General features: G+C 59.6%; 20 protein-coding genes. 10 read left to right on the top strand and 10 right to left on the bottom strand.

The features are described 5' to 3' along the window. Positions 1–4: 4 nt before the first annotated feature. From EC836_RS13270 to EC836_RS13260, 3 genes are all read right to left on the bottom strand, one after another. Positions 5–988: a sugar ABC transporter substrate-binding protein gene (locus tag EC836_RS13270; RefSeq protein WP_123333789.1), complete on the bottom strand. Its 984-nt coding sequence runs from the start codon at positions 986–988 to the stop codon at positions 5–7. Positions 989–1137: 149 nt separating this feature from the next. After that, positions 1138–2403 (bottom strand): 3-oxo-tetronate kinase, encoded by a 1266-nt coding sequence (otnK, locus tag EC836_RS13265; protein WP_370347702.1) that lies wholly within the window; start codon positions 2401–2403, stop codon positions 1138–1140. After that, the gene (locus EC836_RS13260; protein WP_123333787.1) at positions 2404–3072 is read right to left on the bottom strand and encodes an aspartate/glutamate racemase family protein; all 669 of its coding nucleotides are present in this window, start codon (positions 3070–3072) and stop codon (positions 2404–2406) included. A 228-nt stretch (positions 3073–3300) separates the two neighbouring features. Between EC836_RS13260 and EC836_RS13255 the strand changes: the two genes are divergently transcribed. Both EC836_RS13255 and EC836_RS13250 read left to right on the top strand, forming a co-directional pair. Beyond that, complete coding sequence (locus EC836_RS13255) at positions 3301–4536, top strand: alpha-hydroxy acid oxidase (RefSeq protein WP_123333786.1); 1236 nt, start codon at positions 3301–3303, stop codon at positions 4534–4536. A gap of 17 nt (positions 4537–4553) precedes the next feature. Further along, positions 4554–5255: a substrate-binding domain-containing protein gene (locus EC836_RS13250; RefSeq protein ID WP_123333784.1), complete on the top strand. Its 702-nt coding sequence runs from the start codon at positions 4554–4556 to the stop codon at positions 5253–5255. Between the two features lies 1 nt (position 5256). On the opposite strand, the gene EC836_RS13245 is transcribed toward EC836_RS13250, so the two are convergent. Further along, positions 5257–6291, bottom strand: a complete 1035-nt coding sequence (locus EC836_RS13245; RefSeq protein ID WP_123333782.1) for a LacI family DNA-binding transcriptional regulator — start codon at positions 6289–6291, stop codon at positions 5257–5259. A 236-nt stretch (positions 6292–6527) separates the two neighbouring features. Between EC836_RS13245 and EC836_RS13240 the strand changes: the two genes are divergently transcribed. From EC836_RS13240 to EC836_RS13225, 4 genes are read left to right on the top strand one after another with little or no spacing between them, the layout of a single operon-like run. Then, the gene (locus EC836_RS13240) at positions 6528–7835 is read left to right on the top strand and encodes an MFS transporter (RefSeq protein ID WP_123333780.1); all 1308 of its coding nucleotides are present in this window, start codon (positions 6528–6530) and stop codon (positions 7833–7835) included. A gap of 21 nt (positions 7836–7856) precedes the next feature. After that, entirely contained in the window at positions 7857–8495 is a 639-nt protein-coding gene (locus tag EC836_RS13235) for an aldolase (protein ID WP_123333778.1), read from the top strand. A gap of 40 nt (positions 8496–8535) precedes the next feature. After that, positions 8536–9681, top strand: coding sequence for a beta-propeller fold lactonase family protein (locus EC836_RS13230; protein ID WP_123333777.1), 1146 nt, complete (start codon positions 8536–8538; stop codon positions 9679–9681). A gap of 34 nt (positions 9682–9715) precedes the next feature. Next, positions 9716–10429 carry a hypothetical protein gene (locus EC836_RS13225; protein ID WP_233599315.1) on the top strand — a complete coding sequence of 238 codons (714 nt, stop codon included), beginning with the start codon at positions 9716–9718 and terminating at the stop codon, positions 10427–10429. Positions 10430–10501: 72 nt separating this feature from the next. Here EC836_RS13225 and EC836_RS13220 read toward each other — a convergent pair whose 3' ends face one another. From EC836_RS13220 to EC836_RS13200, 5 genes are read right to left on the bottom strand one after another with little or no spacing between them, the layout of a single operon-like run. Then, the gene (locus EC836_RS13220; protein ID WP_123333776.1) at positions 10502–11263 is read right to left on the bottom strand and encodes an amino acid ABC transporter ATP-binding protein; all 762 of its coding nucleotides are present in this window, start codon (positions 11261–11263) and stop codon (positions 10502–10504) included. Beyond that, positions 11260–12162 carry an amino acid ABC transporter permease gene (locus EC836_RS13215; RefSeq protein ID WP_123333775.1) on the bottom strand — a complete coding sequence of 301 codons (903 nt, stop codon included), beginning with the start codon at positions 12160–12162 and terminating at the stop codon, positions 11260–11262. The genes EC836_RS13220 and EC836_RS13215 overlap by 4 nt, the downstream gene beginning before the upstream one ends. Next, positions 12159–13055, bottom strand: coding sequence for an ABC transporter substrate-binding protein (locus tag EC836_RS13210; protein WP_123333774.1), 897 nt, complete (start codon positions 13053–13055; stop codon positions 12159–12161). The genes EC836_RS13215 and EC836_RS13210 overlap by 4 nt, the downstream gene beginning before the upstream one ends. 3 nt (positions 13056–13058) lie before the next feature. Continuing rightward, positions 13059–14408: an LLM class flavin-dependent oxidoreductase gene (locus tag EC836_RS13205; protein ID WP_123333773.1), complete on the bottom strand. Its 1350-nt coding sequence runs from the start codon at positions 14406–14408 to the stop codon at positions 13059–13061. A gap of 16 nt (positions 14409–14424) precedes the next feature. Then, positions 14425–15747, bottom strand: a complete 1323-nt coding sequence (locus EC836_RS13200; RefSeq protein ID WP_123333772.1) for an MmgE/PrpD family protein — start codon at positions 15745–15747, stop codon at positions 14425–14427. 243 nt (positions 15748–15990) lie between these two features. On the opposite strand from EC836_RS13200, the gene EC836_RS13195 reads away from it, so the two are divergent. After that, the gene (locus EC836_RS13195; RefSeq protein ID WP_123333771.1) at positions 15991–16236 is read left to right on the top strand and encodes a helix-turn-helix domain-containing protein; all 246 of its coding nucleotides are present in this window, start codon (positions 15991–15993) and stop codon (positions 16234–16236) included. Positions 16237–16300: 64 nt separating this feature from the next. Then, positions 16301–16837, top strand: coding sequence for a peptide-methionine (S)-S-oxide reductase MsrA (gene msrA / locus EC836_RS13190; RefSeq protein WP_123333770.1), 537 nt, complete (start codon positions 16301–16303; stop codon positions 16835–16837). Positions 16838–16841: 4 nt separating this feature from the next. On the opposite strand, the gene EC836_RS13185 is transcribed toward msrA, so the two are convergent. Continuing rightward, positions 16842–18236: an MFS transporter gene (locus EC836_RS13185; protein ID WP_123333964.1), complete on the bottom strand. Its 1395-nt coding sequence runs from the start codon at positions 18234–18236 to the stop codon at positions 16842–16844. A gap of 118 nt (positions 18237–18354) precedes the next feature. Here EC836_RS13185 and EC836_RS13180 point away from each other — a divergent pair, with 118 nt between their 5' ends. Together EC836_RS13180 and EC836_RS13175 are read left to right on the top strand one after the other, a co-directional pair. After that, positions 18355–19257, top strand: a complete 903-nt coding sequence (locus tag EC836_RS13180; RefSeq protein ID WP_123333768.1) for a LysR family transcriptional regulator — start codon at positions 18355–18357, stop codon at positions 19255–19257. A 106-nt stretch (positions 19258–19363) separates the two neighbouring features. Continuing rightward, positions 19364–20077 carry an SDR family oxidoreductase gene (locus tag EC836_RS13175; RefSeq protein ID WP_123333766.1) on the top strand — a complete coding sequence of 238 codons (714 nt, stop codon included), beginning with the start codon at positions 19364–19366 and terminating at the stop codon, positions 20075–20077. Positions 20078–21013: the final 936 nt, after the last annotated feature.

The following is a 21013-nucleotide window of genomic DNA, read 5'->3' as shown; positions in this document are numbered from 1 at the left end:
GCGATTACTCCTTCAGATCGCCGTAGCCCAGCTGTTTGTACACCGCCTTCGCCTCTTCCGGTCCCTGCACCGGCAGCACCGGCACAAAGGTCTGCGGCAGCAGCTTCGCACCGCCGAAGTAGCGGGCGACGTTATCGGCGGAGGTGGTGCCGATCAGGCGCGGCTGCTGAGCAACGTTAGCCACGAACGGGCTGTCTTTTTCGGCCATGATTTCCAGCGTGTCCGGACCGGCATCAATCGCGGTGACTTTGACGTCTTTGTCGCGGCCGGTCTCTTCCAGCGCCTGCACGATACCGATGGCCGGCTGATCCCAGCAGGCGACGTGGATCGCATCCAGCGTGCCTTTCGGATGCTGGCTCAGCAGTTCGAGGGTTTTCTTGCGCGCATCTTCCGGGGAGTTGGCAAACTGCTCGGCCAGTTCCGGTTGCAGGATTTTAATGCCCGGGTAGTCCTGCAGGACGTATTTCCACTGATCGTAGCGGATACCACAGATGCGCAGCGAGTTAGAGAAGGCGTTAAACACCGCCACGGTGCCTTTCCCGCCCAGCGCATCCGCCGTATAACGGCCAATGGTGCTGCCGAGGCTGTAGTTATCCGAGGTGGTGTTATTCACCGAGTACGGCGAGACGTGATCGACGGTAAATACCGGAATACTGGCGTCGCGCAGCGCCTTGAATTTTGGCTCAACCGAGCTGTCGCCGAGGATGCTGATCACCGCATCCACCTTGCGCGCGCGCAGGATGTCGTGATTATCCGCATGCACCTGGTTATCGCGGCCGCCGTCAACGCCGACCACTTTGCCACCCAGCTTTTCGACCTCTTCCGTGGCCCCTTTATAGGCCTCGCGATCCCAGAAATGCTGCGTGCCGACCACGGCGATACCGATGGTTTTGCCCTGCAGAGAGAGCGCCTGCTCGGCTGCGACCACATTGGTGACGGTTCCCAGGGCAAGTAATACAGCAGCCACGCGACTGATTTTGAAAGCCATAAATTTTCCCACTTTTCATTATGTTATTAGTAGAAAATTTACGCTATCAGTCGGTGATAATTCCTAAAAATAATTAAAATAAATATTTAATAACAAAAAGACATATACCAGAAACGGAGCACCCCTGTGGCCGCTCCGCCTCTGTCGTATCACAGCATGTTCAGCGCGCGGGCGAAAAAGTCCTTCCCGCCAAAGTTGCCTGATTTCAGGGCCAGCGCAATCGGCCGCTCGCCGCCGGACACCATCGCCGGAACGCCGGTATCGATCTCCTGGCCAATGGTCAGGGCATCCAGATCCAGCGCGCTGACCACCGCCCCGGACGTTTCTCCGCCGCCCACCACCAGACGCCGCACGCCTTCGGCCACCAGCTGCCGCGCCGTTTGGCCAAACAGCGTATCCAGCGCTTCAGCGATTTTTTCACGCCCGTATTCCTGTTGCAGCTGGCGCACCGCTTCCGGATCGCCGGAAGAATAAACCAGCGGCGCCTGGCCCTGATGCGCCTGAATAAAGTCCACCAGCTGCTGCGGTCCCGTTGCGCCGCTCAGCACCTCTTTCACCTCAATCATCAGCACCGGATGCTGCTTTTCATGCTCGGCGATCTGCCCGCGCGTGGCCCCGGAACAGCTGCCGACGAGGATCGCTTCCGCCCCGCTCACCTGCGGCACACCGGCACGCTGCCCCTGCGCCCGCCCTTCGGCAATAAAGTTGTGCGGCAGCGCGCGCGCAATGCCCGAACCGCCGGTCACCAGCGCCGCTCCCCGGCAGGCATGCCCGATAGTGGTGAGATCCTCATTGCTGATGGCGTCGACAATCACCAGCACCCTGCCCTCTTCTGCCTGCGCCGCCAGGGCTTCCTGCACCGCCCGGCTGCCCGCGCTGACCGTTTGCCACGCAATATGCCCCACGCGGTTTTTCGACTGGCGCGCCAGCACCCGGCGCAGATCGGCATCGGTCATCGGCGTCAGCGGATGGTGCTGCATGCCGGATTCGTTTAGCGGCTTATCATGGACAAACAGATGCCCCTGGTACAGCGTGCGCCCCATCGCCGGAAATGCCGGGCACATCACCACGCTTTGCACGTCAAGGTGTGCCGCCAGGGCATCGGTTACCGGCCCGATATTGCCCTCATCGGTGGAATCGAAGGTGGAGCAGTATTTAAAAATAATCTGCTGGCAACCCTGTTCCTGCAGCCAGCGGCAGGCAGCCAGCGACTGGGCCACCGCCTCATCCGCAGGCAGCGAGCGGCTTTTCAGTGCGATAACGCCCGCTTCGACCGTGGCATCCGCATCACCGGAGGGCACGCCGAGGTACTGGGTAGTACGCAGCCCGCCCTCACCTTCCAGCCCTTTTGACAGCGTGACGGCAATATCACTGGCGCCGGTGAAATCATCGGCAATCACTCCAATCAGCATCATTTACTCCTTCTCTGTGCCGGTTACGCTGGTTTTCATCAGGCTGACAGCGGCGTGTGGCGCGGTTAGCACCGGAATGGTCACCTTCCCGCGAACGGCGGCGGCGGCGCGTGACGTCGAAAAGTGCGCCAGCATAATCACATCGCAGTGCGCCAGCTCACCCGCCCGCTCTGCGACCAGCCGATTGTGGCTCTGCGCGTCGCCTTTTTTCAGCAGGTCAATAGCCTCCGGTACCAGCACGGTGGTCAGCCGCGCGCTCGATCCGGTGCGCGCTACGTACTCGTCAAATTCTGCGGTCATGGTTTCCACCGCCGGGCCAAAGGTGGCCAGCATGCCGATATGGCTACCCTGAGCAATAGCCTGGCGGAACATCGCCTCGTTGGGCCGCAGAACCGGAATGGCCAGTTTTTCCGCCAGCCGGTCAATCGCCGGGCCAAATGCCGAACAGGTGATCAGAATACCGTCAGCCTGCATATCTGCTGCGTACTCGCCCAGGCGAACAAAGCGGGCGATCATCGCTTCGGTGAGTTCCGCGCTGCGGGCGCGGTCAATGGACAGGCCGTCATCCAGCAGGTTGATGGTTTCCGCCTGCGGCCAGATTTCGGCAAAGGCGGTGTGGATCGGCTCCATGGCCACCGGGGTGGCATGCAGTAAAACAATTCGCGATGTCATGTCAGATTCCTGTCGGTCGGGTCATGCTAATAATGTAAGGGCTTACAATTGTTTCTGTAAAGTGATGTCGATCACATAAAAACAGGTTGGTATCACCGGTGCGGTGTTGAAATTTTATGAACAAGACATCAAAATTGAAAGCGCTTACAAAAATTAACGCATAACGCACCACGTTGCTCTGCCGCCTGAGCCGGCAACAACGCTAAATATGGACAGTGAGAACGCCCTATGACAACGCCTGCGAACACCTCTTCTTTACCGACCACTGCGGCATCCGAAAGCGCGGCGGTCAGCTCGCCCGTGGCAAAAAAGCTGCCGCGCCAGTTTCGCGATCTGCTGGCGCTGGATGACTTTGAGCGCCACGCACGCCGACGTCTGCCGAATATGATTTATCAGTACGTGGCCGGCGGTGTGGAAACCGGCCAGGGCATTGCCGGAAATTTCGACGCCTATCAGCGCTATAAATTTATTCCCCGCATGTTCCGCGACGTTTCCGGCCGCGATCAGTCGGTGAATCTGTTTGGCCACCGCTATCAGCACCCGTTCGGCGTGGCACCACTGGGCGGCGCGTCCTTCGTGGCCTATCAGGCCGATATCGCCCTGGCCCGCGCCGCACGCAGCATGAACGTGCCGATGATCCTCAGCGCCTCTTCACTGGTAAAGCTGGAAGACGTTCACGCCGCCAACCCGGATGCCTGGTTCCAGGCCTATCTGGCGGGAGATCAGCCGCGCATTGACCGGCTGGTGGACCGCGTGGAGGCCGCCGGGTATCAGACGCTGGTCGTCACCGGCGATACGCCAATGCTCGGCAACCGCGAACACAATACTCGCAGCGGCTTCAGTATGCCGATCAAAATCACGCCGAAGGTGGCCTTTGAAAGTGCGATGAACCCGCGCTGGCTGCTGGGCACCGTGGCACAGACCTTCCTGCGTCACGGCGCGCCGCATTTTGAAAATACCGATGCCGAACGCGGCCCGCCGATGATGTCCAGCAAGGTGCGCAACACCAACGCCCGCGACAAACTGTGCTGGAAAAACGTCGAAGCCATCCGCAAAAAATGGCGCGGTAACCTGGTGATTAAGGGGCTGATGTCGCCGCAGGATGCGTTTATCGCCCGCGATCTCGGCGCCGATGCGGTGATTCTTTCCAACCACGGCGGGCGCCAGCTGGACCACACTATTCCGCCGCTGTTTACGCTGGCGGAGATTGCGGCGGCGAAAGGCGATATGAAGGTGATTATCGACAGCGGCATCCGGCGCGGTACCGACGTAATGAAGGCAATGGCGCTGGGTGCTGACTTTGTGTTCCTCGGTCGCCCGTTCCTTTACGCGACGGTGGTTGCCGGCCAGGCAGGCGTGGAGCATGCGATGGGCATCCTGCGCGATGAAATCGATCGCGATCTGGCGCTGCTGGGCGTTCGTACTCCGGGCGAGCTGGACGACACCTACCTGCGCACACTGTGATAACCAGGAGTCAGACCATGACAGAGAAAACAACGCTGCGCGTATTTAGCGTACTGGCCATCCGCGCCGCCGTCGATCGCCTGCTGCCACTGTGGCAGCAGCGCTATCCGCATATTACGCTGGATATTACCTGGGGACCGACGGTGGTGATTGAGAAAAACATCGCCGCCGGGCAGCGTGTCGATGCGGTGATTGTCACCGTCGAGGCACTGGACAGGCTGATAGCCGCTGGTGAGGTACCTGCAGCAAGCCGTATCGAGCTGGTGGATTCGCAGATTGGCCTCGCAGCCCTGCCCGGCGCGCCAAAGCCGGATATCAGTAGCGTGGCCGCGCTGAAAGCGGCGCTGCTGAATGCGCGCTCCGTCGGCTACTCGCTGGCCGGGGCCAGCGGCATCTACTTCCGGCAGCTGCTGGAGAATTTGGGCATTGCCGACGAGGTTAACCGGCGCGCCACCACCATTCCGGAGGGCTTTACCGCCCGGCTGCTGGTGGAGGGCAAGGCGGATATCGCCGTGCAGCAGATCAGCGAGCTGCTGACCGTGGAGGGGATCGCGATTATCGGCCCGCTGCCGCCCGGAGCAGAGAAAACGCTGTCGTTCTCCGCCGGGGTATTCAGTGACGCTGAGCGCCCTGAAGACGCCGCGCGGCTGCTGGCCTTTCTGCGCTCCGCCGAGGCCCGCGGTATCTTCGAGGCCTCGGGGTTAAGCTGGCGGGAGTAGCTCAGCGCGGCTGGCGCGGGGCCGAGCCGGTGCTGCTGCGGACGATCAGTTCCGGCTTCAGCAGCGTCTGGCGCGGGGCCTCTTCGCCGTTCAGCGCGGCCAGCAGATAGTCGGCCGCATGCTCGCCGATGCGGTCCAGCTCCACGCGCATGGTGGTCAGCGGGTGCTCCAGATGCTCTGAATACTCATAGTCGTTAAATCCGGTGATCGAAATATCGTTCGGAATGCGCAGATAGCGCTCCGCCGCCCCGCGCATCGCGCCGAAAGCCAGCAGGTCATTCCCGCAGATCACCGCCGTCGGCGGCGTCGGGCCGTCCAGCAGGCGGAACATCGCCTGCCGCGCATCGTTCATGGTGAAGGCGCTGTTAATCAGATTTTCCTCCGCCAGCTCCAGCCCGGCCTTTGCCAGCGCCAGCCTTGTTCCGGTAATACGATCGGAAACGCGGTCGTTCGACGGCGGCGTACCGACAATCACCGCAAAACATTTATGTCCCAGACTCAGCAGGTGCGCCGTCAGCTCCCCCGCCGCCTGTTCGTTATCGTAGCCCACGCTGGGGTAGCGTTGATCCACCGAGAAAGTCTGGATACAGGGGATATTCTGCTGCTCAATTCGCTCCCACAGGCGGGGATGGTGTGAGTTACCCACCAGCATCAGCGCGTCAATGCCGTACTCCACCAGCTTGTTGACCTCTTTCAGCTCGGTATCCGGGTCGAAATCAGAGTTGGCCAGCAGCAGCGTGTAGCCCGACTGGTGAATTTTCTGCTGAAAGGTGGCCAGCGGGCGCGAGAAGGTTTCCGTCGCCAGCGTCGGCACCACGGCACCGATGGTCATGCTGCGGCGTGAGGCCAGGGTGCGCGCCGCCCGGTTAATCACATATCCCAGTTCCTCGCAGGCGCGTTCTACCGCCTCACGCCGTGCCGCTTTGACCGTGGTGCTGCCGTTCAGCACGCGGGAGACGGTTGCGGTCGATACGCCGGATCGCTTTGCGACATCTTCCAGCGACACGCGGCCAGGCAGAAGGGACTTATCGGACATGTTGGAACTCCAGACTGAAATTAGTGACCTCGTCCACAAAATTTGCAGACAACTGACGATTCATTTTGAAAGCGCTTACTTTTGGCTTGACTGTATTTTGTAATCGCTTACTTTTAACAACATGTTATCAGATGCCGGGATTTTATCACCAGACGATAACAATTAATCTGTAAAAAACGACTTACCCGCGTGCGCACGCCAGGTTAAATAACATCAAGATAATAAAGGAATTCACCATGCGTAGATACCCAAAGATCCGTTGGCTGATGATAACATTTTGCTTTTTTGCTATCGCCATCAACTACATAGACCGCATTAACCTGGCCATCGCCGCACCACACATCAAAGCCGATCTCGGGCTGGATGATACCAGTATGGGCCTGATCCTCGGTGCCTTCTTCTGGACCTATGCCCTGATGCAGATCCCAGCCGGGCGTCTGATTGACCGTATGGGCGCCCGCGCCGGGCTGGCTATCGCCGTCGGCTGGTGGTCAATGTTCACCGTGATTACCGCCTTCGGCCGCGGCTTCGGCTCGCTGTTTGGTGCGCGTCTGCTGCTGGGCGTGGGTGAGTCCGGCGGCTACCCGGGCTGTGCGAAAGTGGTGTACTCCTGGTTTGCCAAGAAAGAACGCGCCACCGCCAGCGGTATCTTTGATGCAGGCCCGCGAGCCGGTAGTGCCATCGCCCTGCCGCTGGTGGCCTGGCTGATCAGCACCTGGAACTGGGAAACCTCGTTTATCGTCACCGGCGCGATTGGCCTGATCTGGATGGTTATCTGGCTGGCCTTCTACCGCGAGCCGGAGGATATGAAGGGGCTGAACGAGCAGGAGCGCCAGAACCTGCTGGAAGATCGCAGCGTACACGTCGTGGATAAGAGCGAGAAAGTCAGCATCAAAGCGCTGTTCCGCTACCGCACCGTGTGGGGCATGATGATTGGCTTCTTCTGCATGAACTTTGCCACCTACTTCTTCGTGACCTGGTTCCCGACCTATCTGACCATCGCGCACGGCTTCTCGCTGAAAGAGCTGGGTACGCTGGGCGCGATTCCGGCACTGATGGGGATCCCGGGTAGTTTGCTCGGCGGCATCTGTTCCGACTGGCTGTACCGCAAGGGCTTCTCGCTGACCACCGCACGTAAAACCTGCCTGATTGCCGGGATGCTGCTCTCCTCGGTCATCGCCTTCGCCGCCTTCACCGACAGCATTACGGTGATCCTGGTGCTGTTCTCGCTGACCTATGCCGGTCTGGCCTTTACCGCTGCCAATATCTGGACGCTACCGGCCGATGTGGCACCGTCTTCCGGGTATGTGGGCACGCTGGGCGGCATCCAGAACTTCGCCGGAAACCTGGCAGGTATTGTCACCGCATCGTTTACCGGCCTGATGCTGACGCTGAGCCACGGCTCCTTTGTGATCCCGCTGCTGGTTGCCGGTGGTATCTGCCTGTTCGGCGCATTCAACTTCCTGTTCATCATGGGGAAAGTGGAACCGCTGGTTCTGAAAACCGACGCCCAGCTGGGTAAACCGCTGACGACCGACCGTTAATCAAATTTTCAGGGAATAACCATGAGCAATGAAAACCAACTTCGTGAAGAAATCTGCTGGGCCGGTGCCAACCTGTTTCAGCGCGGCTACACCGTCGGTACCGCCGGCAATATCAGCGCCCGCCTGGACGACGGCTGGCTGATTACGCCCACGGATGCCTGCCTCGGCCGCCTTGACCCGGCAAAAATTGCCAAGGTTAGCACCAGCGGTGAATGGGTTTCCGGGGATAAACCGTCAAAAACCCTGCAGCTGCATCGCCAGGTTTATGACCGCAACGGCGAAGCGGGCGCGGTGGTTCACACCCATTCCACTCACCTGGTGGGCCTGACGCTGGCTGGCGTCTGGCAACCGCAGAGTATTCTGCCGCCGATCACCCCCTATCAGGTGATGAAAGTGGGCCGCATCCCGCTGATCCGCTACCAGCGCCCTGGCGCAGCGGACGTCGCCGAGCAGGTGGCTCGCCTGGCGCTGGAGGTGCGCGGCGTGATGCTGGAGCGCCTCGGACCGGTTATCTGGGGTAAAAGCGTGGCCACCGCCACCGCCGCGCTGGAAGAGCTGGAAGAGACCGCCCGCCTGTGGCTGCTGTCCGCTGACAAGCCAGAGCCATTGAGCCAGGCGGCGGTCGCGGAGCTGTGCGAGGTGTTCAGCACCCGCTGGTAACTCCTGAGCTGTACCCTACAAATACTGGCAAGGAACCCCGATGAACAAACCTTTGTATGCAGCCATGCTGTTGGCCTTCTCCTGCGCCGCAGCCAGCGCCCAGGCGCAGAGCCTGGTGTATGTGTCCAACGCCGCGAGCGGCACGGTCACCGGCTATAAGCTGGATAAAACCAAACCGGCGCTCGAACCAACAGGCACCTTCCCCGCGGGGGAGAAAGCGATGTCGTCCGTCGTCTCGCCGGATAAGAAAATGCTGTACGTCTCGGTGCGCAGCAAACCCTATCGCGTGGTGGCTTACCGCATCCAGCCCGACGGCACGCTGCTGAAAGCCAGCGAGACCCCGCTGCCGGAGAGCATGGCTTATCTGTCTACCGACAGACAGGGGCGCTACCTGCTCAGCGCGTCGTTCGGCGGCGATCTGTTCAGCATCAACGCGATCGACAGCGCGGGCAGCGTGGTGGAGAAGCCGGTGCAGGTAGTGCACACCGGCAAGCGCGCCCATGCAGTGCAGGTGGATGCGGAAAACCGTCATCTGTACGTCACCCAGCTCGGCACCGACCAGCTGTTGCAGTACCGCTTTGACGGCGCAACCGGGAAGGTCACGCCGCTCGATCCGCCGTTTATTAATATCCAGCACGAGGCGGCCACCGGACCGAGACACTTTGTTATCGCCCCACTGCGCGACAGGCAGGGCCAGCGCAATATGTACATCCTGAACGAGATGGCGGGCAATATCACCCGCGTCACCCTGGACGACGCAGGTCGCGCCACGGCCCACGAGGATGTGTCGTCCATCTCACCGGATGAGGATATGCAGCGCGGCGAAGCCCGGCCGCTGACCGGCGATGACGATCTGCCGCCGTCGCACAAGCCGCGCATCTGGCAGGCCGATATCCATCTGACCCCGGATGGACGCTTCCTTTATTCGACCGAGCGCACCAGCAGTACCCTGACCTCGTTCTCGGTCGATGCCATTGATGGCCATCTCACCCGGCTGCAAAGCATCAAAACCGAAGCCCAGCCGCGCGGCTTTGCCATTGATAACAGCGGCCGTTTCCTGATTGAGTCCGGGCAGAAATCGGAGCAGCTGTCGCTGTATGCCATCACCCCGTCCACCGGCGCGCTGACGCTGCTTGGCCGCTACCCGACCGGCAAAGGCGCTAACTGGGTTACCCTGGTTGAGTGATGCCATCGGGTCTTATTACCCCCTGTAAGGAGTTATGATGACGTTTAAAATGAAAACCCTGATTGAGGCGCTGTTTGTCGGCGGTCTGGTTCTGAGTGCCATTCCGGCCGCCTCCGCGGCGGAAAAAGCCATCGCCACCGATCTGGAACCGCTGCATCACGTGATTATGGAAAACCAGTACGTCACCGTGATGCGGGTGATGATCCGCCCGGGCCAGTCCACCGAGTTTCACGAACAGCATCTGGACTACGTGAACACCCACGTCAGCGGCAGCATGGTGCATATCTCGTATCCGGATCATCCGGCCAAAGACCACTGGATGAAGACCGGCGACGTGAAGTTCGGTCCGCATCAGGGCAAGTCGGATGAGGATAAGGTCAGCAATACCGACAACACCCTCAATCATCAGGTGTCATTTGAGATTAAACAGAACGGCCCGCAGAACTTTGGCGGGGCTACGCGTCCGGCCAGTCCGCTGTTCCATCCGGTACTGGATGAAAAAACGGTGAAGGGCTGGAAGGTCCGGCTGCAGCCGGGGGAAGTGGCATCGGCGTACGAACAGCGCGGGCCGGGCGTGAGAGTGTTCTTTACCGAAGGGCGTTTACTGCTGGCTGAGCCGGGTAAACCGAACCGCGTGAAGGAGATCTGGGTACATCGCGGTGATGCTTTCTTCACCGAGGCGGGCCAGGTGGAACTCACCAACGGCGGCGAAACGCCGCTGGAGTTTAACGATTACGAACTGCTGTAACGCCTGTGGGTTGCGGAACCGCATCAGTATCGATGACGGTTCCGCCCTCCCCTGCCCTGTCGGGCGGAATCATTACAGCACGCTGGCCAGGAACTCACGCAGGCGCGGATGCTGTGGACTGTCCAGCAGCGTACGCGCATCACCGCTTTCCACTATCGCACCGTTATCCATAAACATGATATTGTCCGCCACTTCGCGGGCAAAGCCGATCTCGTGGGTTACCACGACCATGGTAATCCCCGAATGCGCCAGCTGCTTCATCACCTGCAGCACTTCCCCGACCAGCTCCGGATCCAGCGCCGAGGTCGGTTCATCAAACAGCATCACGCCCGGCTCCATCGCCAGCGCGCGGGCAATCGCCACGCGCTGCTGCTGGCCGCCGGACAGCTCACGCGGCCAGGCGCTGACGCGATGCGCCAGGCCCACCTGATCGAGCAGCTTCAGCGCACGCGCTTCCACCACCTGGCGCTTCTCCTTGCGGATACGCAGCGGTGCGTCCATCACGTTCTGCAGCACGGTACGGTGCGGGAACAGGTTGAACTGCTGAAACACCATGCCGATGCTCTGACGCTGCAGGGCCACCTGATGCTCCGCCAGCTCAACCAGATGCTGGCCTTTACGGCGGTAGCCGACCAGCGCCTCGCCGACGTGGATGGTGCCGGCATCGAGTTTTTCCAGATGATTGATGCAGCGCAGCAGCGTCGATTTCCCCGAGCCGGACGGCCCGAGGATCACCGTCACCGAACCTGCGGCGATATCCAGATTGATATCGTGCAGCACCGTCCTGCCGGAAAACTGTTTGCGGATGCCGCGCAGTCTGATCGGTTCACTCATGACTGATGCTCCTCAACACTGGCCGCACGGCGGAACCAGCTGCGTTTCACCGGCGCGTTGCCACGGCTAAACCAGGCTTCCACATAGTACTGACCGACGGACAGCACCGAGGTCATCAGCAGATACCACCCCGTCGCCACCAGCAGCAGCGGGATCACCTCATAGGTGCGCTGATAGATAATCTGCGCCGAGTAGAGCACGTCCTGCAGGGCAATCACCGACACCACGGCGGTGGTTTTCAGCTGACCGATCACTTCATTACCGGCGGGCGGCAGAATGGTACGCATCGCCTGCGGCAGCACCGTCTGGCGGAAAATCTGCCCCGGACGATAGCCCAGCGCTTTTGCTGCTTCCAGCTGCCCCGGATTCACGCTCTGAATGCCGGCACGGATGATCTCCGCCGCGTAGGCCGACTGGTGCATCACCAGCGCAATCACCGCCGCGCTGAACGGGCTGATAATTTCGTTCGTCGTTGCCGTCCACACCTCACCGACAAACGGTAGCGAGAGCGACAGCTTCGGATAGAGCGCGGCGATGTTGTACCACAGGAACAGCTGTACCAGCATCGGCACCGCGCGGAAAAACCAGGTATACACCCAGCTCACCCACGCCAGTACCGGGTTGGCAGAGAGGCGCATCAGCGCCAGAATCGTGCCGCCCGCAAAACCAAACAGCACCGAGATCACCGTCAGCTTGATGGTCATCAGCACGCCGCTGATAATCGACGCTTCCGTCAGGTTTTCCGCCACTACGTCCCACTCGAAGCGGGGATTACTGACCACCGACGATCCCATCAGCGCCACCAGCAGCAGTACGATCAGGGCGCTGAACCAGCGCCCGTAGTGACGATGCCCGACTATCCGCAGGCCTGCGCCGTCTTCGTCAGGCCGCAGACTCATTTGGCAATCTCTTCATTCAGACCGGCGCTTTTCACCGCGCCAAAACCGATTTCCCACTTATCGAGGATCTGCTGATAGGTGCCGTCGGCGATCAGCGAGTTCAGTGCAGCCTGCACCGGTTTTTCCAGCGGCGATTCTTTTGGCAGGGCAATCGACACGATGGTGTCTTCAATGGTGATCTCGCCCGCCAGCGCCAGCGCTTTCACGTGGCTTGCCTGATAACGCAGGCCTTCATACGGGCCGAAGAACATCGGCACGCGGCCGCTGATCACCGCCTGCACGCCCGCCGGGCGATCCGGGAAGATCGGGATGGTGATTTCCGGCTTACCGTCGGCTTTACAGGCGTCGCTGGCCTGCTGCAGGCGCGTCACCTGCGAAGTGCCCGCCCCGGCACCGACGGTCTTACCGCACAGCTCAGGGAAGGTATTAAACGGCCCCAGTTCAGCGTCCTTACGCGAGATCAGCGCCAGCTTGGAGGCGTTGTAATAGCCGACGAAATCGACCTGTTGCAGGCGTTTTTTATTGGCGTCGATATTGGACGCGGCAAGATCGTAACGCCCGGATTTCAGGCCGGGAATGATATTGTCAAAACCCCCGGTATCGCGCCAGTGAACCGCGACGCCCAGACGGTCGGCCACCGCGCTGACGATGTCGATTTCGCGCCCGGCCAGGGTTTTGTTATCCGCCTGATAGAAGGTGGTTGGCGGCGTATTCGGGTTGGTGCCCGCCACGATAAAACCTTTTTTCAGAATGTCGGCGGGCAGCGTGGCGTGCAGGGCAGCATCCGCTTTCGGCTTGACGCTGCTGCTGTAGGCCACGTCCTGGTCTGCTGCCAGCGCAGAGGTCAGCGGGAACAGGCTCAGAACGGCGGCGGTCAGTACTGTTTTTTTCATGGTTTATTCCTTCTCAGTCGCCAGTGCGGGCACGGCAGCAAAATTTTCTTCCGGCGACGGCAGGCCGAGGTTTTCACGCAGGGTGTTGAACTGGTATTCGGTACGGAACAGGCCGCGGCGCTGTAACTCTGGCACCACCAGCTCCACAAACAGCTCCAGCTGGTTTGGCAGAACGGCAGGCATGATGTTGAAGCCGTCGGCCCCTTCCTGCTCCAGCCACTGCTGGAAGTCATCAGCGATATCAGATGCGGTACCGACAATCACGCGGTGGCCGCGCGAACCGGCCGCCACGGCAGCCAGCTGGCGCAGGGTCAGGTTTTCACGTGCGGCAAGTTCGGTCAGCAGCTTAACGCGGCTCTGTCCGCCTTCGGTGCCGCCAATTTCCGGCACCGGGCCATCCAGCGGATAAGCGGTCATATCCACGCCGAAACGGGCCGACAGCTGTTCGATACCGTTATCGATATCCACCAGTTCGTTCAGCTGGTTCCAGGTTTCCTGCGCTTCCTCGCGGGTCCGGCCCACAATCGGCATCACGCCCGGCAGGATCAGCAGGTGGTCCGGGTGACGACCTGCTTCACGCACGAACTGTTTCTGGCTGCGGTAGAAGGCCTGGCCCTCTTCCAGCGATGCCGCCGCGGTAAACACCACTTCGGCGGTTTCCGCCGCCAGCTTCTGACCGGCAGGGGACGAACCGGCTTCAATGATCACCGGACGGCCCTGCGGTGAACGGGCGATGTTCAGCGGCCCCTGCACCTGGAAGTATTTGCCTTTGTGGTTCGCGGCATGAATTTTCGCTTCATCGGAGTAGCGGCCGGACGCCTTCTCACGCACGATGGCCCCCTCTTCCCAGCCGTTCCACAGCTTGAAGGTGACATCAAGGAATTCGCGGGCGATGTCGTAACGCTCGGCGTGCGAAGGCAGATCGGTACGGCTGAAGTTGCGTGCCGCATCGGTAGAGAACGACGTCACCACGTTCCACGCCCCGCGTCCGCGACTGATATGGTCGACGGAGGAGAGCGCACGTGCGAGGTGGAACGGCTCATCAAAGGTGGTGGAGGCGGTCGCCGCCAGGCCGATGTGCCTTGTCTGCACAGCCAGGGCGGAAAGCAGCGTCAGCGGCTCCAGGCGCGACATGGTGGACGGCAGACGGTGAACGCTGGTGGCCAGCGCATCGCCGACGAAGAACATGTCAAAACGGCCCTCTTCGCCCTTTTTGGCGATCCAGGTGAACCAGTCGACGTCGGTCGGTGAACCTTGAGCGCCTTCTGCGCGCCAGCCACCGACATGATGGCCGAGCGCCTGCACAAACAGGCCGAGGCGCAGCTGACGAGCCGGTGATTTATCTATGGTCATGAGAAACCCTTATTCGTTATTTGCTGAGCAATGAAATGAGACGATGCAGCGCAGCGTCGCTGCCAAGCTGTGCATCGTTAAACACGCCCTGCGCCAGAAGCGCAGGCAGCGCGCTGAGACTGTTGCGAAGTTTTGCTTCCACGTCGGTAAAGGCGGCGGCGGTTTCCTGCCGGGTGACGCGGTGGCTGAGCTGGCTGCCATCGTGCAGGAACAGCGTCACGTGATGGAAACGGCGATCGGGATCCAGCTCATCGGCCGGGGCCGTCGGGTCCGGATGGCGGCTGACCCGCGCGGCCAGTTCGGCGATATCGGCCTTTACCGGCGCTTCAGTGTAGTTTTCCAGCGCCACCGATCCGTTGATCAGCGCATCGGCGATGACGTATTCCAGGCTGAAGCGCGCTTCCACGCCGTTCTTCGGCGCAATGATATTCGGCGCGGTATCGGCACCCGGGGGGAAGCTGACCTCAATACGGTCGATGGCCTGAGCAATGCCGCCCTGCCCTCTTTCCTCCAGCTGCTGCCGCAGCACAAAGGCGGCCTCGGCGGCGCTGTGCGTACCGCCGCAGGTCGGGTAGCGTTTAAATTCCAGGCCCGGCGCGATAATGCGCCACGGGCTGCCCCAGCCCGCCAGCAGCTGTTCCGGCTGCGCGGCATCAAAGCCGAGGATCTGCAGGAAGCTTTCCAGCACGCCATCCGGCTGACCGCCAAAACCGGCCTGTGCCAGCTGCACGCTGTTCACCGCGCTGCGCGCCGACAGCCCGGCGTGCAGCGGTTTCGCCGCCGAGCCAAACTGACTGCGCAGACCGGAGGCCTGGGTTGCGGCCAGCCCGAGGGCTACCTGTGTGGTGTGTGCGCTGAGATTCAGCAGACGGCAGGCGGCACCGGCGGCGGCAATCGTGCCGAGGGTGGCCGTGCTGTGGAAACCGGCGCTGTAGTGGCGGGTGCCGATGGCTTTACCCAGCCTGCCCGCCAGCTCCACGCCCACCACATAGGCATCCAGGAAGGCATCAATGCTCACCGTCGGCGAGGCCTTACTCAGCGCCAGCAGCGTTGACAGCACGACCGTGGTCGGATGGCCGCGAAAGGCAGGATGATAGTCGTCGAAGTCCAGCGCGTGGCTGATGTAGCCCAGCTGCAGCGCCAGGTTTTCCTTTGAATGCAGCGCGGGGAAGACCCGGATAACCGGCTCCAGTCCGCTGTCGACCACGCTGCCGTACAGTACCGGGAACAGGCAGGCAAAATAATCCTTCGCGCCTTCACGGGCGTTTTGCCGCTCCGCGTCACCGGGATGGCGGGAAAGAAGCGTTTCGGCCAGCAGTGCGGTCAGTGAGTTATTCAAAATACACCTTTTTTAACACTGTATTGACATAAATCAATATGTTATAAATTAGCTCCATTTTCTTTGCTTCATCGCACCGCAGCCAATAACCAACCGTTATAACCCATTCCTAAATGAACTAAGCAGAAAGCCCGTAATGGCTATCTTTTCACGTTTATTCATTCTATATAGCGGTACTGCTATAAATTCGCTTTATCGCATCACTGCTATAATGTGTTCTCACCCACAGCAGGATGAGCGCGAATGAAAGTCAGAACGCCAGCCGACTTTGGCATTGTTATCCGCAGTGTTCGCAGTGCGCAGGGCATCAACCAGCAGCATCTGGCCGAGATCTGTGGCACTACCCAGTCGGCGATTTCCCGGCTGGAAAAAACCGGGGTATGCCATATCGATACCCTGCTGCGCGCCTGTCAGGCACTGCATCTGCAGCTGGAGATATTCCCCCAGTCGGCGAGGCTGAGCGAAAAAAGCGTGTCTCCGGACTTGTAAATGACCCTGGCTGCTCTTATATAGAAAGGCTGATAAACGGGGTTTTCCCTGAAGGAGTAAAATAATGTCAACTGAATACGCAACCATCGCAGGCGGCTGTTTCTGGTGTACCGAAGCCGTGTTTAAACAGATCGCGGGCGTTGAGTCCATCCAGAGTGGCTACATTGGTGGGCATACGGTCGACCCAACCTACCGCCAGGTTTGCAACGGCGATACCGGCCATGCCGAAGCCATTCGTATTGGTTTTGACCCGCAGAAGATCGGCTATGGCGATCTGCTGGATATCAGCTTTGCCACTCACGATCCGACGCAGCTGAACCGTCAGGGTAACGATATCGGCACGCAGTATCGTTCTGCCATCTTCCCGGCGAACCCGGCTCAGGAAGAGGAAGCCCGCGCGGCAATCGTTCGTGCGCAGGCCGATCACAGCGATCCCATCGTTACCACGATTGAAGACGATGCCACCTGGTATCCGGCAGAAGATTACCATCAGGACTACTGGGCCGGTGAAGGCCAGGAAAACCGTTACTGCCTGGCCGTGATCCCCCCTAAGCTGCAAAAATTACGCAAGCGCTTTGCGGCGAAAACAATTTCGGGCTGAGTTCCTACTCAGCACCGGTGGCAGCATCAGCCAGTTTCCGGCGGGTGCTGCGCCAGGAAACAAATGCCAGCCCCGCCCCCAGTAGTGACAGCAGCGCCAAAATAACCATGACCCAGCTGTAACCTGTTTCCGTTCCCAGCCGCTGATAGATTTGCGTGGCGACCGTTAAACCCAGCGCCCCGCCGAGATTGTGCAGCGTCCACGAAATCCCGATCCCCTGACCGTGCAATGTTTCAGGCAGTGAAGCCAGTGCGGCAGCAACGGAAGGCCCGAGGATTGCGCCCCAGCCTGCGCCCATCAGCACAAAGGCCACAATGGTCAGCGGCAGCGAGGGCGGTGCGGAGAATCGACTTTGCAGAATCCCCGACAATGCCAGCATCACAAACCCCACCGCCAGCACCGGCCAGGGACCGTACCGATCGCTGAACTTTCCCGTCAGCGGTGAGACCAGTGCCATCACCAGCGTCACCGGCAGCAGCATCACACCCAGCTGGGCCGCATTCAGCGAATACAATTCCAGCAGCTTAAACGGCATAAGTAGAAAGGCAGAGCAGTAGAACACCGCCAGCAGAATGGAAAGCCCGCAGGCGCGGCGAAACAATCGATTACTGAGAACACTCAGCTGGATGAGCGGGCTGGCAGTCCGGCGTTCATAGCGGACAAACAGCAGCAGCGACGCCAGTGAGATAGCCAGCAGCAGCAGAGAGGCCAGGCTGAATGCGCCCCAGTCGCTGAGATACACCGACAGCAGCAGAAGGGGAACCAGCCCGCCGATCAGCAGTAACCATCCCGGATAGTCGACGCGGATATGCCCTTCGTCGCGCTTCCCGGCGATTGTTCCCCGGCAGCAAAAGTAGCTGAACGCCATCAGCGGAACGTTGATCAGAAATACCGCGCGCCATCCCAGTAGTTCAACCAGTACGCCGCCCGCGACCGGCCCCAGGGTCAGACCCAATCCGTTTGCGGCAAACAGCAGGCCGAGCGCCCGCCCACGCTGTGATTCAGCTATAGACTCAACCAGTATCGCCGCCGTCGCGGTGTACAGTACCGCGCAACCGGCTCCCTGAATCAACCGGCTGACGACCAGCATTGGCAGACTGACTGACAGCCCGGCACTCAGCGATGCCAGAGTGAACAGAAGCATGCCACCGTACAGCACTTCGCGTTTTCCATAGCGATCGGCCAGTCTGGTGGCCAGTACCATACAGCAGCAAAGCGCAATCACAAACAGCGTCATCACCCACTGCACGGCATCAAGCCCAGCTGGGAAATGCTGCTGTATGGCCGGCAGGGCAGTGTTAACAATGGTGAAGTCCAGACAGCCGACGAAGCTGGCAATGCATATCCCGGCGATCAATGCGATCTGCTGTCGAGGGGTGCTGTTTAACGAAAGATTCATCTTGCGTTCCTGAGTTACGAAATCGGTCAGCACAAGGTTATCGCGTATTTTTTTCTTCATCTGCGCTGATAATTCGTCATACTGACGAATTGATGTCGTCCATAACCCAGAGGTAACGATGATCACCGGCGACAGACTCAGCGGCATTCGGGCATTCGTACAGGCGGCACAGGCGGGCGGTTTCAGCCTGGCCGCCGAGCAGCTTGGCCAGTCGCGTTCAACGGTAGGCAAGGCGATAGCCCGACTGGAAGCGCGGTTGCAGGTTAAACTCTTTCTTCGCACCACCCGGACGCTGTCCTTAACCAGCGAAGGTCTGCAATTTTATCAGGACTGTCTGCGCGTGCTTGCCGACCTCGATGCGGCGGAAAACAGACTGACCGCCCATGCCTCGGTTCCGACCGGCTGCCTGCGGGTGGCCGCTCCGCCGCTGTTTGGCGAGAAGCAGGTGATGCCGCTGCTGCTGCCACTCACGCGCCGCTGGCCTGGTTTGACGCTGGATATGCAATTTTCCACCCGACGTATTGACCTTGCTGAGTCGGGAATCGATCTGGCCGTGCGCATCGGCAGCCCGGGGCATCACAGCGATCTCACTTCCCGCCAGCTCGGCGTGCAGCATATGCAGCTTTGCGCCTCGCCGAGTTATCTGGCAGCATCCGGCACACCGGCGTCACTCAGCGAACTGGGCGCGCACCGACATATCACGCTGCCGGAGCAGGGCCGCACCCAGTCTTGGGTACTGAAAGATAGCGACAGAAAACAATTCTGGTGGCAACCCGAAGAGGGCCTGCGGTTCAGTACGCTCGGCGCGGTTTACACTGCGGTGCTGGACGGATACGGCATTGCCCAGCTGCCGCAGTGGCTGGTCGGTGAGCATATCCGTCACGGTGAACTGATCGAACTGCTTCCACAGATGCAGGCTCCCGGTCTGCCTGTCTCTGCAGTATGGTTAAAAACCGCTGCGATGCCCCAGCGTTTGCGCCTGGCCATTGATACGCTGGTCGCCGGTTTCAGCCCGCGATGAACGGGCATTGTCATTCCCGCATGGCGGCTATACAAAGCAGAATAAGTCTCTCGCCCTGAGCCGGGGCGGATGGTAGCGTCACTCTCATTTCTGACAAGGAGTGAGTATGACGACTGCATCTTCCCGTCCGGTGGCGATTGTTACCGGAGCCACCAGCGGTATCGGCCTGGCCATCGCACGCGATCTGGCGACCGACCATCAGGTTTACGCTATCGGGCGCTCGGCTGAAGCGCTGGCTGAGCTACAGCAAATCCAGCATATCGAATCGGTAGAGCTGGACCTTCTCGATAATCAGGCGCTGAAAAACTTTATCGATCGCCTGTCGGCTGTTGCCGTACTGGTCCACTCAGCGGCAATTTCCGAAAGACTGAGCGTGGAACAGGCCACTCCAGAACTGTGGCAGAAGCAGTTTGCGATTAATCTTTTTTCCCCCGCAGAACTGACTCGACTGGCATTGCCTTTACTGCGAAAAGAGCAGGGCCAGGTGGTGTTTATCAATTCAGGCTCCGGCACGCTGGCGCTCGCCGGGCACGCGGTGTACTCAGCCAGCAAGTTTGCACTGAATGCCCTGGCCCATGCCCTGCGTACCGAAGAAAGCGAAAACGGCGTGCGCGTCGCGACAGTGTCACCTGGCCCAACCGACACGCCGATGAACCGCAAAAGCCGCGAACGCGCCGGTGATTTTGCCGCCATCGATCCCCGGGCCTACAGCACGCCGGAATCCGTTGCCGCGGCGGTACGTCTGGTAGTGAATGCCTCGGAGGATACTCAGATTGCCGACGTGGTTGTCAGACCGCGTCGCGATAGTGCTAAACGCTAATCAACAGAGGAGGAATCGTGAATCTGTTTAACCTCAGCCGGGAACTGAAGCGCCGTATTCGCTTTAGCTACTGGAACGAGCTGTGCGCTCTCAACCCTTAAAAGCCAGCCGGATATTGCCCCCTGCTTAGCCACGACAACCTCTCAGGCAGGAGGCAGTTCCGGTTGGTTTGACCCACTTCAGGTTCTCTTATTTATCTTCTTTCCGCGGCATAACATCTTCCCCACGATCGCTAATCTTTATCTCGTTATCTTTCAGACTCACCAATCCTCCGACTCTTCAGCTCTTTAGCTCTTTAGCTCTTTAGCTCTTTAGCTCTTTAGCTCTTTAGCTCTTTAGCTCTTTAGCTCTTTAGCTCTTTAGCTCTTTAGCTCTTCAGTATTTTCTGTCGGCCCGCTCATTTTTATACGTACGCTATTCTTTTTTTTACGCCAACATCTCCTTACTTCGGAGCTTGCGAGGATGTACATTTATCAACGAGGGAAGCGTTCTGAGCGGGCTCAGATAATCGCATGGCGTAATGCGAGTCACTCGTTTACCTGAGCTATACGCTCACTCTCTCACTTGCTCAGGCAATCAGGCAATCAGGCAATCAGGCAATCAGGCAATCAGGCAATCAGGCAATCAGGCAATCAGGCAATCAGGCAATCAGGCAATCAGGCAATTATCGTGATTTGTGCGCGATAGAACTCATAGTTAAATCTGCGCACAATACTTACTGCCTACTGCCTACTGCCTACTGCCTACTGCCTACTGCCTACTGCTCAATGCTCAATGCTCAATGCTCAATGCTCAATATTTAAAACCTTATGCCTGATATCTGATACCCGAACTTTGTTCTTTGAGGGTTTGAGGGTTTGAGGGTTTGAGGGTTTGAGGGTTTGAGGGTTTGAGGGTTTGAGGGTTTGAGGGTTTGAGGGTTTGAGGGTTTGAGGG

Origin of the sequence: Erwinia sp. JUb26 (assembly GCF_003751505.1) — a bacterium.
Lineage (GTDB): Bacteria > Pseudomonadota > Gammaproteobacteria > Enterobacterales > Enterobacteriaceae > Erwinia.
This window is presented reverse-complemented; position numbering and strand designations above follow the sequence as displayed.

Bases quoted from the DNA above. Each gene is read 5' to 3' on its own strand.
- EC836_RS13245 (WP_123333782.1), bottom strand. From the start codon at position 6,291: ATGTCCGATAAGTCCCTTCTGCCTGGCCGCGTGTCGCTGGAAGATGTC.
- EC836_RS13210 (WP_123333774.1), bottom strand. From the start codon at position 13,055: ATGAAAAAAACAGTACTGACCGCCGCCGTTCTGAGCCTGTTCCCGCTG.
- EC836_RS13185 (WP_123333964.1), bottom strand. From the start codon at position 18,236: ATGAATCTTTCGTTAAACAGCACCCCTCGACAGCAGATCGCATTGATC.
- EC836_RS13240 (WP_123333780.1), top strand. From the start codon at position 6,528: ATGCGTAGATACCCAAAGATCCGTTGGCTGATGATAACATTTTGCTTT.
- otnK (WP_370347702.1), bottom strand. From the start codon at position 2,403: ATGATGCTGATTGGAGTGATTGCCGATGATTTCACCGGCGCCAGTGAT.
- EC836_RS13270 (WP_123333789.1), bottom strand. From the start codon at position 988: ATGGCTTTCAAAATCAGTCGCGTGGCTGCTGTATTACTTGCCCTGGGA.
- EC836_RS13250 (WP_123333784.1), top strand. From the start codon at position 4,554: ATGACAGAGAAAACAACGCTGCGCGTATTTAGCGTACTGGCCATCCGC.
- EC836_RS13175 (WP_123333766.1), top strand. From the start codon at position 19,364: ATGACGACTGCATCTTCCCGTCCGGTGGCGATTGTTACCGGAGCCACC.
- EC836_RS13255 (WP_123333786.1), top strand. From the start codon at position 3,301: ATGACAACGCCTGCGAACACCTCTTCTTTACCGACCACTGCGGCATCC.
- EC836_RS13230 (WP_123333777.1), top strand. From the start codon at position 8,536: ATGAACAAACCTTTGTATGCAGCCATGCTGTTGGCCTTCTCCTGCGCC.
- EC836_RS13215 (WP_123333775.1), bottom strand. From the start codon at position 12,162: ATGAGTCTGCGGCCTGACGAAGACGGCGCAGGCCTGCGGATAGTCGGG.
- EC836_RS13260 (WP_123333787.1), bottom strand. From the start codon at position 3,072: ATGACATCGCGAATTGTTTTACTGCATGCCACCCCGGTGGCCATGGAG.
- EC836_RS13180 (WP_123333768.1), top strand. From the start codon at position 18,355: ATGATCACCGGCGACAGACTCAGCGGCATTCGGGCATTCGTACAGGCG.
- EC836_RS13205 (WP_123333773.1), bottom strand. From the start codon at position 14,408: ATGACCATAGATAAATCACCGGCTCGTCAGCTGCGCCTCGGCCTGTTT.
- EC836_RS13220 (WP_123333776.1), bottom strand. From the start codon at position 11,263: ATGAGTGAACCGATCAGACTGCGCGGCATCCGCAAACAGTTTTCCGGC.
- EC836_RS13225 (WP_233599315.1), top strand. From the start codon at position 9,716: ATGATGACGTTTAAAATGAAAACCCTGATTGAGGCGCTGTTTGTCGGC.
- msrA (WP_123333770.1), top strand. From the start codon at position 16,301: ATGTCAACTGAATACGCAACCATCGCAGGCGGCTGTTTCTGGTGTACC.
- EC836_RS13235 (WP_123333778.1), top strand. From the start codon at position 7,857: ATGAGCAATGAAAACCAACTTCGTGAAGAAATCTGCTGGGCCGGTGCC.
- EC836_RS13195 (WP_123333771.1), top strand. From the start codon at position 15,991: ATGAAAGTCAGAACGCCAGCCGACTTTGGCATTGTTATCCGCAGTGTT.